The organism is Burkholderia latens (assembly GCF_902499045.1).
Taxonomy (GTDB): domain Bacteria; phylum Pseudomonadota; class Gammaproteobacteria; order Burkholderiales; family Burkholderiaceae; genus Burkholderia; species Burkholderia latens.
Genome location: NZ_CABVPL010000019.1, coordinates 59,863 through 72,467, shown reverse-complemented (window position 1 = coordinate 72,467; position 12,605 = coordinate 59,863). Strand labels below are relative to the sequence as shown.

At 62.9% G+C, this 12,605-nt stretch carries 16 protein-coding genes and 1 pseudogene; 13 read left to right on the top strand and 4 right to left on the bottom strand.

Annotation, left to right across the window (positions count from 1 at the left end; translation table 11 throughout):
• Window positions 1–8 precede the first annotated feature (8 nt).
• Together BSE24067_RS15470 and BSE24067_RS15465 are read right to left on the bottom strand one after the other, a co-directional pair.
• On the bottom strand, window positions 9–1,586 hold the full coding sequence (locus BSE24067_RS15470) for a formate dehydrogenase beta subunit (RefSeq protein WP_151063661.1): 1,578 nt from the start codon (window positions 1,584–1,586) through the stop codon (window positions 9–11).
• Window positions 1,583–2,083, bottom strand: a complete 501-nt coding sequence (locus tag BSE24067_RS15465) for an NAD(P)H-dependent oxidoreductase subunit E (protein ID WP_151063662.1) — start codon at window positions 2,081–2,083, stop codon at window positions 1,583–1,585. The genes BSE24067_RS15470 and BSE24067_RS15465 overlap by 4 nt, the downstream gene beginning before the upstream one ends.
• Before the next feature lie 131 nt (window positions 2,084–2,214).
• Here BSE24067_RS15465 and BSE24067_RS15460 point away from each other — a divergent pair, with 131 nt between their 5' ends.
• The 6 genes and pseudogenes from BSE24067_RS15460 to BSE24067_RS15435 all read left to right on the top strand — a co-directional run bounded on the left by BSE24067_RS15460 (window position 2,215) and on the right by BSE24067_RS15435 (window position 6,868).
• Window positions 2,215–3,321, top strand: coding sequence for a substrate-binding domain-containing protein (locus BSE24067_RS15460; protein ID WP_151063663.1), 1,107 nt, complete (start codon window positions 2,215–2,217; stop codon window positions 3,319–3,321).
• Window positions 3,322–3,422: 101 nt separating this feature from the next.
• The gene (locus tag BSE24067_RS15455) at window positions 3,423–3,692 is read left to right on the top strand and encodes a hypothetical protein (protein WP_151063664.1); all 270 of its coding nucleotides are present in this window, start codon (window positions 3,423–3,425) and stop codon (window positions 3,690–3,692) included.
• Window positions 3,693–3,993: 301 nt separating this feature from the next.
• A complete protein-coding gene (locus tag BSE24067_RS15450) occupies window positions 3,994–4,347 on the top strand; it encodes a DUF4148 domain-containing protein (protein WP_151063665.1) in 354 nt (117 codons plus the stop codon).
• Between the two features lie 403 nt (window positions 4,348–4,750).
• Window positions 4,751–4,971: pseudogene (locus tag BSE24067_RS15445) on the top strand (hypothetical protein); the annotation flags it as partial.
• Window positions 4,972–5,054: 83 nt separating this feature from the next.
• Window positions 5,055–5,819, top strand: coding sequence for a hypothetical protein (locus tag BSE24067_RS15440; protein ID WP_151063666.1), 765 nt, complete (start codon window positions 5,055–5,057; stop codon window positions 5,817–5,819).
• Between the two features lie 323 nt (window positions 5,820–6,142).
• Window positions 6,143–6,868 carry a hypothetical protein gene (locus BSE24067_RS15435; protein WP_151063667.1) on the top strand — a complete coding sequence of 242 codons (726 nt, stop codon included), beginning with the start codon at window positions 6,143–6,145 and terminating at the stop codon, window positions 6,866–6,868.
• Between the two features lie 41 nt (window positions 6,869–6,909).
• On the opposite strand, the gene BSE24067_RS15430 is transcribed toward BSE24067_RS15435, so the two are convergent.
• Both BSE24067_RS15430 and BSE24067_RS15425 read right to left on the bottom strand, forming a co-directional pair.
• Window positions 6,910–7,239: a helix-turn-helix domain-containing protein gene (locus BSE24067_RS15430; RefSeq protein WP_244130425.1), complete on the bottom strand. Its 330-nt coding sequence runs from the start codon at window positions 7,237–7,239 to the stop codon at window positions 6,910–6,912.
• Window positions 7,240–7,259: 20 nt separating this feature from the next.
• A complete protein-coding gene (locus tag BSE24067_RS15425; RefSeq protein WP_170297441.1) occupies window positions 7,260–7,769 on the bottom strand; it encodes an excisionase in 510 nt (169 codons plus the stop codon).
• A gap of 388 nt (window positions 7,770–8,157) precedes the next feature.
• Here BSE24067_RS15425 and BSE24067_RS15420 point away from each other — a divergent pair, with 388 nt between their 5' ends.
• From BSE24067_RS15420 to BSE24067_RS15390, 7 genes are all read left to right on the top strand, one after another.
• Window positions 8,158–8,496: a hypothetical protein gene (locus BSE24067_RS15420; RefSeq protein ID WP_151063669.1), complete on the top strand. Its 339-nt coding sequence runs from the start codon at window positions 8,158–8,160 to the stop codon at window positions 8,494–8,496.
• A 412-nt stretch (window positions 8,497–8,908) separates the two neighbouring features.
• A complete protein-coding gene (locus BSE24067_RS15415; RefSeq protein WP_151063670.1) occupies window positions 8,909–9,529 on the top strand; it encodes a hypothetical protein in 621 nt (206 codons plus the stop codon).
• 118 nt (window positions 9,530–9,647) lie between these two features.
• Complete coding sequence (locus tag BSE24067_RS15410) at window positions 9,648–9,914, top strand: helix-turn-helix transcriptional regulator (protein WP_151063671.1); 267 nt, start codon at window positions 9,648–9,650, stop codon at window positions 9,912–9,914.
• Window positions 9,915–9,922: 8 nt separating this feature from the next.
• Window positions 9,923–10,729: a hypothetical protein gene (locus BSE24067_RS15405; protein WP_151063672.1), complete on the top strand. Its 807-nt coding sequence runs from the start codon at window positions 9,923–9,925 to the stop codon at window positions 10,727–10,729.
• A 65-nt stretch (window positions 10,730–10,794) separates the two neighbouring features.
• The gene (locus BSE24067_RS15400) at window positions 10,795–11,244 is read left to right on the top strand and encodes a histidine ammonia-lyase (RefSeq protein ID WP_244130424.1); all 450 of its coding nucleotides are present in this window, start codon (window positions 10,795–10,797) and stop codon (window positions 11,242–11,244) included.
• Window positions 11,244–12,212 (top strand): AAA family ATPase, encoded by a 969-nt coding sequence (locus BSE24067_RS15395; protein ID WP_151063674.1) that lies wholly within the window; start codon window positions 11,244–11,246, stop codon window positions 12,210–12,212. Before BSE24067_RS15400 ends, BSE24067_RS15395 begins: the two co-directional genes overlap by 1 nt.
• Window positions 12,197–12,427, top strand: a complete 231-nt coding sequence (locus tag BSE24067_RS15390) for a hypothetical protein (protein WP_151063675.1) — start codon at window positions 12,197–12,199, stop codon at window positions 12,425–12,427. The genes BSE24067_RS15395 and BSE24067_RS15390 overlap by 16 nt, the downstream gene beginning before the upstream one ends.
• Window positions 12,428–12,605 lie beyond the last annotated feature (178 nt).

Below are 12,605 nucleotides of genomic sequence, written 5' to 3'. Positions count from 1 at the left end.
CTTCTGGGTCAGGCCGCAGCCTTGACCGGACCCGACGCGGCTTGCTTGCCGGCGGCGAGCCCGAAATCTTCGGGGAAATGGTCGAGCGCGGACAGCACCGGGTACGGCGTCATCCCGCCCATCGCGCACAGCGAGCCAGCGAGCATCGTGTCGCACAGGTCGCGCAGCAGCGTGATCTGCCGCTCGGACGTATCGCCTTCGCGAATGCGTGCGATCGTTTCGACGCCGCGCGTCGAGCCGATCCGGCACGGCGTGCACTTGCCGCACGATTCGATCGCGCAGAATTTCATCGCGTATTCGGCAAGTTCCGCGAGGTTCGACGTGTCGTCGTGCAGCACGATCCCGCCGTGACCGACCACCGCGCCGATGGCCGTGTACGCCTCGTAATCGAGCGGCACGTCCCACTGGTGTTCGGGCAGATAGGTGCCGAGCGGGCCGCCGACCTGCGCCGCGCGTGCGGGCCGGCCGCTGGCGGTGCCGCCGCCGTAGTCGAACAGCAGCTCGCGCAGCGTGACGCCGAACGCGAGTTCGACGAGGCCGCCGTGGCGGATGTTGCCCGCGAGCTGGAACGGCAGCGTGCCGCGCGAGCGGCCCATCCCGTAGTCGCGATAGAACGCGGCGCCGCGCGCGAAGATGATCGGCGCGGTCGCGAGCGTGATCACGTTGTTGATCACCGTCGGCTGGCCGAACAGGCCGGCGAGCGCGGGCAGCGGCGGCTTCGCGCGCACGACGCCGCGTTTGCCTTCGAGCGATTCGAGCAGCGCCGTTTCCTCTCCGCACACGTACGAGCCGGCGCCCTTCGCGACGTGCAGGTCGAACGCATGGGCGGAGCCCAGCACGTGTTCGCCGAGCCAGCCGGCTTCGCGCGCGCGCTCGATCGCGGTTTCGAGCGCCGCGATCGCGTGCGGATATTCGCTGCGCACGTAGATGTAGCCGAGCGTCGCGCCCGTCGCGATGCCCGCGATGATCATCCCTTCGATCAGGCAGTACGGGTCGCTTTCCATGATCAGGCGATCGGAGAACGTGCCCGAATCGCCTTCGTCCGCGTTGCAGACGATGTACTTCTGCGTCGCGCTGGCCTGCCGGACGGTGCGCCACTTGATGCCGGCCGGGAACGCCGCGCCGCCGCGGCCGCGCAGCCCCGATTCGATCAGCGTCTCGCACGCGGCGTCGCCGTCGAGCGCGAGTGCGTTCTTCAGGCCCGTGAGGCCGTCGTGCTTCAGGTAGTCGTCGATCGACAGCGGGTCGGTCAGGCCGATCCGCGCGAACGTCAGGCGCTGCTGGCGCGCGAGATACGGCAGCGCATCGACGAGGCCGACGCCGCTCGGATGCGCGCCGCCGTCGAGCCAGTTCGCGTCGAAGAGGGCGGGCACGTCGGCGGCCGACAGGTTCGCATAGCCGACGCGTCCGGCGGCCGTGCCGACCTCGACGAGCGGTTCGAGCCACAGCAGCCCGCGCGAGCCGTTGCGCACGAGTTCGATCGCGACGCCGCGCCGCTCGGCTTCCGCGACGATCGCGGCGGCAAGGGCATCGGCGCCGAGCGCCAGCGCCGACGAATCGCGCGGAACGTAGATGCGGGTCGTCATGCGGCCTCCGGCGTGTGGGCGGCGGCTTGCGCGAGGAGCGCGTCGAACTTTTCCGGCGTGACCTTCGCATGCAGCACGCCATTGATCGTCATCGACGGCGATTGCGCGCACAGTCCGAGGCAGTAGACCGATTCGAGCGCGACGTCGCCGGGCGCATGCGCGTCGGCACCGTCGCCGTGCGACGCGTCGAACCGGCAACCCGTGCGCGCTTGCGCGTGGGCGGCGAGCGTTTCGCAGCCCATGCTGCGGCACGCCTCGGCGCGACACATCTGGATCGTCACGCGCGCCGGTGGCGCGGTGCGGAAGTGGTGATAGTACGTGAGCACGCCGTGCACTTCCGCGCGCGACAGATTCAGCGCTTTCGCGAGCGGCGCGACGCAGCCCGCCGGCACGTAGCCCGCATCGTCCTGGATCGCGTGCAGGATCGCGACGAGCGAGCGGCCGGCGCGCGCGTGGCGCTCGACGAGCGCGTCCGGCGCAGGGGAATTCGGGGACATCGGTTATGCTCCTCCAAAGTCTCATATGCGCTATGAGTGCATATAGTGCGCAAAGAGGCTCCGTTCTGATTGATTTTGGTCAACGATAAGCGGAAGATTTCGCGGTCGCAATAGGAAATCGGAGTGCATAATTGATTCGAATCGAATGCGACGCGTATCTAACCGTACGCGACACGGAGGGCCGCGCCGCGAGCCTGTCGGACGTGGCGCCGTTGCTGGAACTCGTGGCCGAGACGGGCAGCATCGCGCAGGCCGCGCAGGCGAAGGGGCTGTCGTATCGGCATGCATGGGGCATGCTGCGTGCGCTGGAGGCGTGCGTCGGCGGCGCGTTGATCGAGACCGCGCGCGGCAAGGGTTCGACGCTGTCGGAACTGGGGCAGGCGATCGTCGACGCGCAGCGTCTTGCGCGCAGCCGTCTCGACGGGAACCTGCGCGCGCTCGCGGCCGAAGTGGCGAGTGACCTGAACCGGCGGCTCGCGCAACGCGACGGCGCCGTGCGCATCCATGCGTCGCATGGTTATGCGGTCGCGGCGCTGGTTTCCGCGCTCGTCGATGCGCAGGCGGCCGTCGACATCAAATATCGCGAGAGCATCGAAGCCGTGCAGGCGCTCGTGCGCGGCGAATGCGAACTGGCCGGTTTTCATCTGCCGCGCGGCCCGTTTCGCGGGGAGTGCGCGCAGATCTACCGGCCGTGGCTCGACGACACGCGCCACGTGCTGATTCATCTGACACGCCGCCAGCAGGGGCTGTTCGTGCCGAAGGGCAACCCGAAGCAGGTCCGCGGGCTCGCCGATCTCGCGCGTCACGACATCCGCTTCGTCAACCGGCAGCCGGGGTCGGGCACGCGCATGCTGCTCGATCTCGCGTTGCGCGCGATCGGCATCGATCCGGAGCGGATCGACGGCTATGCGTCGGCCGAACTCACGCACTCCGCGATCGCCGCGTTCGTCGCGAGCGGGATGGCCGATCTCGGCTTCGGCGTCGAGCCGGCCGCCCGTCACTTCGGGCTCGATTTCATTCCGGTCGTCGACGAGGACTATTACTTCGCATGCGAACGTGCGCGGCTCGACTCCGGGCCGCTCGCCGGCGTGCTGGCGCTGCTGCGCGACGCGCGCTTCATCGAGCGCGTCGCGCATCTCGACGGCTACGATCCGGCCGCGTGCGGAACGCTGACCGGCATCGCGGCAGGGCTAGCCGGCAGCGATGCGGCGGCGGCGCCGGACCGCAACGCACGGTAACGCGAGCGCACGCGAACCGCGCTGCAGCAGCGGGGGTTTTGCGCTACGCTTGCCGCTTGATCAACGTTCCAACAAGCACGCCGTTCAGGCGTCATCCCGCCATGAAACTTTCCGTTCCCCTCTCCGCGGCAGCGTTGACCGCGGGGCTTCTGATCGCTGCTTCGCCGTTCGCGTTGGCGCAGAATTCTCCGGGCGTGCCCGGCGGAATCCTGAGTGACCAGTTTCGCCTGAACGAGCATCCGCAGATGCCGTTCGCGGCGTCCGCGCCGTCGCAGAAATACCAGAGCGGCAAGAAGTCGGCGCTGCGGCGCAAGGGCGACATGGGCGACCCGAACGGCTGCAACCTGAAGTGCCCGATGGACACGCAGTGACGGCACGCGCAGGCGCGCCGGGCCATTGCCGGCAAGCGCCTGACCGATGGCCGTGCGCACCGCGTGCGGCCGTCGCCGAGCCCCGCGAAGCTTGCCGCTTCGCGGGGCTCGTGCTTTATGACGCGCATCGCTCGGCGCGGTGACGAAGCGGTGAGCGCGAATATAGGGTTAACCCTCGATTCAGGAAGAATGTCTTCCAGAAACCTGCCTTATTCTTAAGCACTCGCCTACATAAACTTCGGTTTGTCAGCGATGAACGGGTGTTCACCGCGAAATCAGACAAATCTGGAGGTAGGTCATCATGAAGTCGCTCGTTCAAGCCGTTGTCGTTGCTGCCGCTCTCGTTGCTCCGGTCGCGTCGTTCGCGCAGCCGGGCTCGGCACTCACCCGTGCGCAGGTTCGCGCCGAACTGGTCCAGCTGCAGCAGGCCGGTTACAACACCGCTCGCGGTGAGGATCCGCATTACCCGGAAGCGATCCAGGCAGCCACCGCGCGCGTGGCGGAGCAGCAGCGCCCCGCGTTCGCGCAGGCACAGGGCGTCGATGCGAGCGGCTACGGCGCGCAAGCGCAGGGCGCATCGGCATCGGGCTCGCGCGCGATCGGCGTGCGCCCGGCCAGCGCCGAAGAAATGAAGTCGCTGTATCGCGGCAGCTGAGCCGCACATGGCGTGCCGCATGCCGGGTTCGGGTGCGACGACGCGTCGTGCCCCCGGCTGCGGGGCCGGGCAGCGTGCGGTTCGGTGGGTGGATTCACCGCGCGGGCAGCGCCGGCCATCCGTCACCTCCTGCCGTTGGAATACCGGCGGCATTCCGCCCGGCCCATCCGGGGCTGGGCGCTTTTTCGGCAGGGCGGCCCATACGGTCTCACCGGCAACAAAAAACCCCGCAGACTCGCGTCGTGCGGGGTTCGTGCGTCAAGCGCGGAATTTGGTGGGGCGGCGTCACTCGAATTGTGGCGTGAAAGGTTCGATAGAAAATGGTTGTGGTGTTTCGGTTACGAAATGTACCCCCAGAAATACCCCCGGGCGCTCGACGCTACCCCTCAATCGCCATGGTTGGCGCTCGGTCGTCGGGCCTGCATCGATGCTCTCGAACAGCGGATCCGGGGCGACGCGGCCGTGCCCGAAGCACTCGCGCGCGCCAGCGTGATCTTTGGTGATGCATCGTCCTCGCTGGCGTCACACGATCTGAACAGCACCGCAAACTGGCCGATGGCCGGATCGCGGTTGCTGTTTCGAGGATCAACCGTTCTCGACGCCCCATTGGGACAACCTTTGTGAGTAAGATGGCGATTGCCTGTAACAATCAAGCCGGCGAGTCGGTATATGCCTCTGAAGCACGTAAAACTCAAAAGGAGACCACGTTGAACGATGCTCAGAATGAGGAAGTGCATTCCTCAAACAATGTCGAAGAGCTGGTAAGCAGCAAATACGTCGCGTTCTGCGACATTCTCGGCTTCTCGGCCAAGCTCGCAAACAACTTCGACGCCACACTGGACGTTTATCGTAGATTTGGCGAGAGACTTGACCCCGAACTGTTCGAACACGGCGTCAAGATGACGATGTATTCTGACGCCATTTTGCTAACGAGCGACGAATTAGCCCCTGTATTGTCGGCAGTGCAGGTTCTCTGGTTCCTGGCTCTCACCGAAGATCTGATGATTCGCGGAGGAGTTGCGTACGGCCGCTACTGGGAGAGACGCAACGGCGATCACCTGATGGTCGTAAGCGACGCGCTCGCAGCAGCGGTCAAGATTGAAAGCATGGTCAGTGTGCCTGCGGTCGCCCTGTCCGATGACATTGAAATCCCGCTCGAATTTTGGGCTGCGCGGTATGCTGAAGGCCCGTACGCCGTTCCGCTTTTGCATTTCAGGGACCGCAATATCGTGAACCCATTCAGCCCGATCTGGGGGGTGTCGGCGGCACATCGCTGTCGTGAGCTCATGAAAGCCAGTCCCGCACACAAGCAAAAGTACCTCTGGTTCCTCGCCCTCTACGACGCAGTGAGTTCCGATTCGCAACTTGTCCCCGACAGCGCGTTCCGGGAGCTGCTCGAGAAGGAAATCATCAAGTGGGTACCGCCTAGGGCCACGCTGCAGTTGTCTGATGCCGGCACCGGAGGCGGTTGAATCCAAACTTTCCCAACAAAAAGCCCGCTGGCTTCCGCTCAGCGGGCTCAACATGTCTGGTGCCAGCAGGGCGGCGGAAACCCGTCTGCATCTTTCGGCGCGCTGGCAGACCACCTTGCTGCGTTTTCTCCGCCGACGCAGCTAAGGCCAGGGGAAGTATAGAGCAGTGACACGATGCTTTGATCTGTCATACGAATGATTTAGCATCGCGCAATGCACTCCAGATCGAATACCGGGCGCCGCGCCTGGCTATCGCTGCCGAGGAATTTCTGTGCTACCCATACAGTAGCGGATAAGGCGTCTCCGGCTGACTGGGAGAGCCGTTGAATAAAGCGTTCGCATTCTTCCAGCGTGTCATCGGCCTGATTCGCAAGCAACTCGAGCGGATCGCTGGATCGTCCCAGGGCGATCATTCCGTGGAGGACCTGACGAACGAGGCTTGGCTGATCGTTGACGAACTGCACGTCGAGCCGGATGCGAACCCGGACCCTGAAGACGAAAGTGTGCGTGAGCTGATCGTCACGCGTCTGCAGCGAGAGTTCGGCAGGTTCGTCAACCGTCAGGAGCGCTTCGCCACACGTATCGACCGAGATGATGTCGACGACGACGGCGACTTCATGCCAAACGCCATTGCAGCCCGGCTCTCGGCTCCCGAGAAATACGAACCGTTGGCATCGATCGAAATGCGCGAGGAAGCGGCCGCGGCGGCGCGCATAATCGGAGACCGGTTTTCGGAAGCCGTCGCGTATCTGCGGACATTCGAGCGATTTGACGGCGACAAGATCGGTGTGGCACGGCATCTTGCAATTGGCCCGCGGGCGCTTGACCGCCGCGTCGCTCGAGCATCGCATGTCGAATGGACGCAGCCATCAATGTTCGATGGAGTCGAGCAGATCCCGGTGGACTTCATGCCGCAGCCAGGACGATGGAAAGTGCGGCCTGGCACACAACGATATCGAGGTGCTTGCGCCATCGCGTGGCCGGTCCAACTGCAGTTGTTCATGCGTTCGTGCAAGCTCTTTTTCTGCCGGAAACCGTGCGGTCGATGATAACCGGGGCCGATTGCGCGGCGCATCAGCGGAACAAGCCGCTATGATCTTGTGGCGAGCAGCCTGTCCACCTCTTCGGTCGAAACGAGTCCGCAGCGGTTCAGTCTCAGCGTTCCGAAACTGATCATGTTGTGCACGGTGCGCGCGCTTACACCGAGCATTTCTGCCGCCTGCTTCTGGTTGACCTGCGGAGGGCGAGGATGGCGGTTCGCATAGAGTTCGACCGCTCGAAGAGCGACGCGTAGTTCGCGGTCCTCGTCGATGTCGTGGGCGGCTGATTTATCACCACCCCTGCTGACGATGGTGCTGATCCTTGATCGCAGCCACTCGTCGAAGTTGATCGACAGATCTTCGCGTAGGTTCCGTTGCATCGTAACCTCCTTGTGCCGTTTCATCCTCTATACCGTCCGACCATTCGTCGAACTCGAATCTCTGTAGTGTCGATGAACTCGGCTTCGCGGCGCGCGAAATACTTCAGACCTACCTTCTGTGGCCGAGGGGAGATATGCCCTTGTTTAACCCATCGCCGAAGGGTGGCAAGGGAGGGTGCGTATTCGCCGAACGTTATCTCAGCCCAGACCTCGAGAGGAATCATTCGAGGAAGTTCCTTTGATTCAGTCGGAGCAAGAGGAGGGGATGCTGGTGCCGGGGCGGTGGCTTCCTGCTCTGCAGATGGTTGCAGACTCTTGATCAAGTCGGCATACCGCTCTTGGTCAAGTTCCGCAAGATTCAGCCGCTCGATCAGAGGAAGGCCACGGCGACGCTTTTCCTCACCGCACCAGTTGAGATAGGCAGGAATGTTGATCTCAAAGTCACCGTCTCGAGGTTTGCGGAAGTGCACATGACGTTGGATGCTGCCATTCCACATCTGCTGACGGATCTTATGGGCGCTCTTCTTCATTACCTTTGCCGCGACTTCCAAGGGTACCCAATGCTCTTCGCTAGGCTTTGGCATCGACAGTTCCTCATCTGTTGACCGTACGTTCGCAAAGCGGCGAACAGTTTACAAAATTCCGCTTGACGACTAGACGGCTCGGACCTAATCTCGAACTGCGCTTGAGACAACAAGCGTCGGGTTTGGCGACCTGATTCCATAGGCGGACAACCGCCCCAGTGCGGTTTTTTTACGTCCGTATGCCTCTGCGCGTCTGTACATTCTACGGGCGGGTGATGGCAGGGATACCTTCGGGTATGCCGGTTTCCTATGGGCCGGTTCGCCAACCTTGTCATTCACCCGCCCACCCCATTTGGCGATGGGGCGCGGGTCTCCACATCCATAGGAGGCCTTCATGTCTTGCCGTCTCGAAGCCGAAGTCTCGGCCGTCGATCAAGAAAACTTCCTCAATCAGACCTTCGATCGCGTCAGCACGCGTGGCTTAACCGTTGACGGCGCCTGCGACACGTTGAATGACGTGTATCGGGCGCTTCAAGGGATCAATGCGATTGGCCGTATCGTGCTTGCGAACGGTGTAGCCGAAGATTGCTGTGTTCCTGCGCTCAACGGCAATCTCATCGGTGGTCTGATGGAAGGGCTCAACGCGCTCTCGCACATGGCGATCAATAAGATCGAATGCTTGGCCGGCCGTACGGGCCCGTCCGATTCCGAGACGGAGGCGCGTCATGGCTAAGCGTCGACTTTCACCGGCTTACCGGTGCGGTGCGATCGCGTTTGCTGCGGTGTGCCGAGAGCTGGCGGCCGATATGCCTAGCGACTGGCAGACCGTAGCAGGGCAAATTCGAGACACAGTTGGAAAAATGAGCGGTGACCAACGCGAAGGGTTCGAGGACGCGATTGCGTTGCTAGTTCATCGGTCTGTCTGCGACGGGGATGTACCGATAGTTGACACGTGGGATCCGATCAAGGAGCTTGAGGATCCCGGCTACTGGCTCGCTATGTAACGCTGCGGGTCGCAACATGCCTTATGGATCCCTTGCGGCATAATCGTTCACACCGCGCCTAGCTCGACGGGGCGAAAAGCCGGTTACCTTCACCGGCCTGGCGCGGTGTTCAACTGAAGGTTGGCGCACGAAGGTAGCGCGATGGCAAGGTCGAAACCGTTCTCTCGAGCAGAACAAAAGGCGGCGCTTTTGCCAAAAAAGCTGGCAGCTCATGACATGAGCGCGGTTTTGGCATGTCTGAAGCATGGCCCCGCGATTTCGCAGCAGCAGGCCGTGGTCGAAATAGAGAAGGCACTTGAGCTGTATGAGGCAGAGGCGGCTTTCGACAAGAGCGCGGCAGGGCAGAGCAGTGCGTCGCGGAAAGTGGCAACGCTGGAGCCTCTTCTCGAGACTGCAGCCAAACTGCGCGATGGTCTGATGAACGTTCCGGCACAACTCCGCATGGAATTGATGAAAGCAGACGGATCACTGATCTCTGACACTGAAGTGATGCATATTTGCGATGCGCTTCAAATCGCCATTAATCGTTACAAAGGCGCAGTCGGCACGGGGCGCCATCCGGTGAGCAGCGCCCTGCAGCGAACCGTATTCGCGTTGCTGTGCATCTTTACTGACCGCTACGCGGGGCTAGCCGACGAGCGGGAAGCGGACGAGCGCGATTTCGTCCACCGCGCGCTTGCAGCAGCCGGAATACCGCATGTTGATCCAGATACCCACTCTGCAGATTTTAGCGACCTGTTGAAGATGGCCCGCAATAGCTGAAAGACGGTCTGCCGGCCACCGCCGAATGGTACGGAAACACGTACCGTTAGCTGATACCTTCGCGCAGTTTTTGGGCTGATTCTTGTACCCATGTCCCATCGACCACAAGGTTATGAGCATGGCAACCAAGGACCACAAGTCAGCCTCCCGTGATTGCGTCCAGGCTACTACCCCTCAGTCGCTACCATTTGATGGCTTCACGCGCTGGAGCAGTCTGAAGTATTTCATTCCGTTGAGTCGCGAAGCCGTGCGCCTCCGCGAGCTTGCAGGGAGATTTCCGGAGCGCGTGCAGCTCGGATCGCCGCGCTGCGTCGCATGGCCCAATCGAGAGATTCACCGTTGGTTGGCCGACCCGGCCGGCTATCGTGCTCTCGAAAGTGCTTGAGGTGCGCAATGACGCGCCCATCATTTCAGTTCTATCCAGGCGACTGGCAGGCGAATAGCAACCTGCGGCGTTGTACTCATGCCGAGAAAGGTGTCTGGATCGACGTGATGTGCCTGCTGCACCACTCCGAGGAATACGGCGTCCTGCGCTGGCCGCTCAAGGAGATCGCCCAGGCGATCGGCGCGCCGCTCGCGACGCTCCGAGCCATCGTCCACAAGGGCGTGTTGAAGGGCGCCGACAACGGGCAGCCGTGCGCCGCGTGCATCTACGTGCCGCGCTCCGGCCGCCGTGATGGCGAGCCGGTGACGCTGGTTGCCGAGCAGGAAGGGCCGCTCTGGTACTCGTCGCGGATGGTCAAGGACGAGTACGTGCGTTCAGTTCGTGGCGAGTCGTCGCGATTCCAGGCCGGCGACGACGGCGCATCGAAGGGCGCACCAAAGCCCCCCATAGGTGATAGCACCAAAGCTTCACCAAAGCCCCCCATAGGTGACGGCTCTTCATCTTCATCTTCATCTTCGTCTTCAAAGAAACAAACACAGCGCGCTCCGCGCTTCGATGCGCAGGCGCATCTCGAGTCTTTCGGAGTTCCCTCAGACCTTGCCAAGGACTGGCTCGCGGTGCGTAGAGCCAAGAGATTGGCGCCAACTGCTACGGCATTCGATGACACCAAGGCCGAAGCAGACAAGGCCGGGATCTCGATGACCGAGGTGGTGCGGATCTGCGTTGTCCGGGGGTGGGGTGGCTTCAATGCTGCATGGCTGACCGAGGCGCCGCAGCGAATGAACGGCCACGCTTCCGACAACCCGTTCGTTTGACCGCTATGAGACTTCGCTATCCAGCCAACGGTGCCGCGCTCGCGTCAATGCGTCGAGCCCGTCGTGTGCCTGAACTGCCAGTGCTTGTGACTCTCGTTGGACCACTGCGTTTCGAAAACGTAACGCTCACGGCTGTTGCCGGCCAGCTCTACGACTGGCGCCCGATTGCTGCGCTCGACGTTGAGGTGTTTGCGTCTTCCGACGTGCCGTGGAGCGGTCTGCTTCGCACACTCGGCGACATCTCAGCTGCGGCTCCCGACACGCTGGTACTCGCGTTCCGCGAAGGTCCGCGCGTGCACTGCGGTGAGCGTCGCACGGTCCCCGGCGAGGACTTCGCGCTCTTCGACTGGTTTCCAATTCCGATTGCGCCGATGTGCTGGTCGGCATCGGACACGCTGGCGCGCCGCCTGTTCGACGCCCTGGGCGACACGTTACCGAATCCCTATGACCGCGCGTGCAAGCTCATCGAGCAGCTTGCTGCCGAACGAAACGAAAGCGCCAAGGAGGTGGACTGATGGCCCGAACGATTCCCGATTCGATCGACTGGGAGGCATATGCCAGAGGCGACGATGACGGCCGTGCGGACGTGCGCCGCGCCAGCGAATTCATCGAGGATCTGGTCGAGCATCTGCATAGCCCGAAGGAGGTCGCGCCCGGTACTGAGTCACCCTGGGCCAGCGTCGGGGATTCGCTTCGCTTCCGCGAGGGCGAGGTGACGCTTTGGGGTGGTGTGAACGGGCACGGCAAGTCCGCCGTCCTCGGCGAGGTGATGCTACACGCGATGTCGGCCGGGAACCGCGTATGCATTGCATCGATGGAGATGCGGCCGATTGCAACCATGGAGCGTCTCGCGCGGCAGGCTGGGGACACGGATAAGCCTGCGCCCGAGTTCATCCGTGCCTTCGGCCGCTGGACGGACGATCGGCTATGGCTGTACGCCCACGTCGGTACGGTCGAGCGCACACGCATGCTCGCAGTCGCTCGGTACTGCCGTAAGGAGCTCGGCGTGCACCACGTCGTAATCGACAGCCTGCTCAAGTGCGGTATCGCCCCGGACGACTATGCCGGCCAGAAGGCCTTCGTCGACGCGCTGTGTGCGCTAGCCCGAGACACCGGCGTGCACATCCACCTCGTGCATCACGCGCGCAAGGGCGAAAAGGAATCCGTCGTACCGGACAAGTTCGACATGAAGGGCGCCGGCGAGATCACCGACCTTGTCGACAACGTGTTGATCGTGCATCGGAACAAGACTAAAGAGGCACTGCTGCGCAAGGAGACGATCTCCGACGAACAGCGCAATGAAGCTGAACTCCAGGCAGACACGGTCTTGATCTGCGCCAAGCAACGGCACCACACGTGGGAGGGCACCGTGCGCCTCTGGTTCGACGCCGAAAGCATGCAGTTTCGGGACGATCGGACAGGCGGCGGCCGGCACCTCGACTTGACCACGGGCGTCTGGCGAGGCGCATGGCGATCCTCGTGACCTCAACGATCGCATCGGGAGAGCACATGGCAACCGCAGACGAACGCCTGAAATCCTGGGGTGGCTTCATGCGCGCCGTTCACGAAGGCAAGCGGGGCAACTACGAGCCGGCCAAGGCGATCGTTGACAAGGTTCGAGCGAAGCTCGGTGACTACGCGGCAGAAGCACAACGGCGTGAGCTATGGCGCCTGATCCAGGCAGGGAGGCCGAAATGAACCATACGCGACTTCCGAGCAAGAAAACGGGATTCGAGACTCCACACGCACGCGCATCACGCGCGCACGCGTATACACGCGCGTATACGCACGCGCGCGGAAAGGCTCGGCGGGGAACCCGGGAAGAGGTGGCGCAGACAGGTGTTCAGCGTGAGCGGAAAATATTCGCCGCCCTCGG

Excerpts from the sequence above, each read along its gene's own strand:
- BSE24067_RS15450 (WP_151063665.1), top strand. The coding sequence starts at position 3,994 with ATGAAGTCGCTCGTTCAAGCCGTTGTCGTTGCTGCCGCTCTCGTTGCT.
- BSE24067_RS15455 (WP_151063664.1), top strand. The coding sequence starts at position 3,423 with ATGAAACTTTCCGTTCCCCTCTCCGCGGCAGCGTTGACCGCGGGGCTT.
- BSE24067_RS15430 (WP_244130425.1), bottom strand. The coding sequence starts at position 7,239 with ATGCAACGGAACCTACGCGAAGATCTGTCGATCAACTTCGACGAGTGG.
- BSE24067_RS15410 (WP_151063671.1), top strand. The coding sequence starts at position 9,648 with ATGGCAACCAAGGACCACAAGTCAGCCTCCCGTGATTGCGTCCAGGCT.
- BSE24067_RS15465 (WP_151063662.1), bottom strand. The coding sequence starts at position 2,083 with ATGTCCCCGAATTCCCCTGCGCCGGACGCGCTCGTCGAGCGCCACGCG.
- BSE24067_RS15405 (WP_151063672.1), top strand. The coding sequence starts at position 9,923 with ATGACGCGCCCATCATTTCAGTTCTATCCAGGCGACTGGCAGGCGAAT.
- BSE24067_RS15470 (WP_151063661.1), bottom strand. The coding sequence starts at position 1,586 with ATGACGACCCGCATCTACGTTCCGCGCGATTCGTCGGCGCTGGCGCTC.
- BSE24067_RS15395 (WP_151063674.1), top strand. The coding sequence starts at position 11,244 with ATGGCCCGAACGATTCCCGATTCGATCGACTGGGAGGCATATGCCAGA.
- BSE24067_RS15415 (WP_151063670.1), top strand. The coding sequence starts at position 8,909 with ATGGCAAGGTCGAAACCGTTCTCTCGAGCAGAACAAAAGGCGGCGCTT.
- BSE24067_RS15425 (WP_170297441.1), bottom strand. The coding sequence starts at position 7,769 with ATGAAGAAGAGCGCCCATAAGATCCGTCAGCAGATGTGGAATGGCAGC.
- BSE24067_RS15390 (WP_151063675.1), top strand. The coding sequence starts at position 12,197 with ATGGCGATCCTCGTGACCTCAACGATCGCATCGGGAGAGCACATGGCA.
- BSE24067_RS15420 (WP_151063669.1), top strand. The coding sequence starts at position 8,158 with ATGTCTTGCCGTCTCGAAGCCGAAGTCTCGGCCGTCGATCAAGAAAAC.